This window comes from Caballeronia sp. INML3B, assembly GCF_023631305.1.
In the GTDB taxonomy this organism is placed as follows: domain Bacteria; phylum Pseudomonadota; class Gammaproteobacteria; order Burkholderiales; family Burkholderiaceae; genus Caballeronia; species Caballeronia turbans.
Window position 1 is genome coordinate 1 of the sequence record NZ_JALQDI010000086.1, and the last position, 1,094, is coordinate 1,094.

At 61.6% G+C, this 1,094-nt stretch carries 1 protein-coding gene; it reads right to left on the reverse strand.

The genetic code is table 11. The annotated features are described in order from the left end of the window. On the reverse strand, window positions 1-1,094 hold a 1,094-nt coding region (gene prpC, locus NCS58_RS33895), incomplete at both ends, for a 2-methylcitrate synthase (RefSeq protein ID WP_250539037.1).

Here is a 1,094-nt window from a genome sequence, read left to right on the forward strand (position 1 = left end):
TCCGGACCGGTGTAATTCGCGCTCGGCCGAATGATCTTGTTGTCGATGCGTTGCTCGATGATGTGCGCGCTCCAGCCTGAAGTGCGCGAGATCACGAACAGCGGCGTGAACATCGCGGTGGGCACGCCCATCATGTGATACGAGACCGCACTGAACCAGTCGAGGTTCGGGAACATCTTCTTCGCGTCCCACATCACCGTTTCGAGCCGCTCGGCGATATCGAAGAGCTTCGTGTCGCCCGCTTCCTTCGACAGCTTCTTCGCGACGTCCTTGATGACCTTGTTGCGCGGATCGGAGATCGTGTACACCGGATGGCCGAAGCCGATCACGACTTCCTTGTTCTCGACGCGGCGCTTGATGTCGGCTTCGGCTTCGTCGGGCGTCTGATAGCGCGACTGAATCTCGAATGCCGCCTCGTTGGCGCCGCCGTGCTTCGGGCCGCGCAGCGCGCCGATCGCGCCGGTGATCGCCGAGTACATGTCGGAGCCGGTGCCCGCAATCACGCGCGACGTGAACGTCGATGCGTTGAACTCGTGCTCGGCGTAGAGATTGAGCGAGACATGCATCGCATCGACCCACGACTTCGACGGCTCTTTGCCATGCAGCAGATGCAGGAAGTGCCCGCCGATGGAATCGTCATCGGTTTCGACTTCGATGCGCCGGCCGTTGTGCGAGTAGTGGTACCAGTAGAGCAGTATCGAACCGAACGAAGCCATCAGGCGATCGGCGATATCCTTTGCGCCCGGCACGTTGTGATCGTCCTTCTCGGGCAGGATGGTGCCGAGCACGGAGGCGCCGGTGCGCATCACGTCCATCGGATGCGCGGACGCGGGAATCCATTCCAGCGCGGCCTTGAGGTTCGCGGGCAAGCCGCGCAACGCCTTGAGCTTCGTCTTGTACGCCTTCAGTTCGGCCGTATTCGGCAGCTTGCCGTGCACGAGCAGGTACGCGATCTCTTCGAATTCGGAGGTCGTGGCAACGTCGAGAATGTCGTAGCCGCGATAGTGCAAATCGTTGCCGGTCTTGCCGACCGTGCACAGCGCGGTATTGCCCGCCGTCACGCCGGACAGCGCGACGGATTTCTTCGGCTTGAA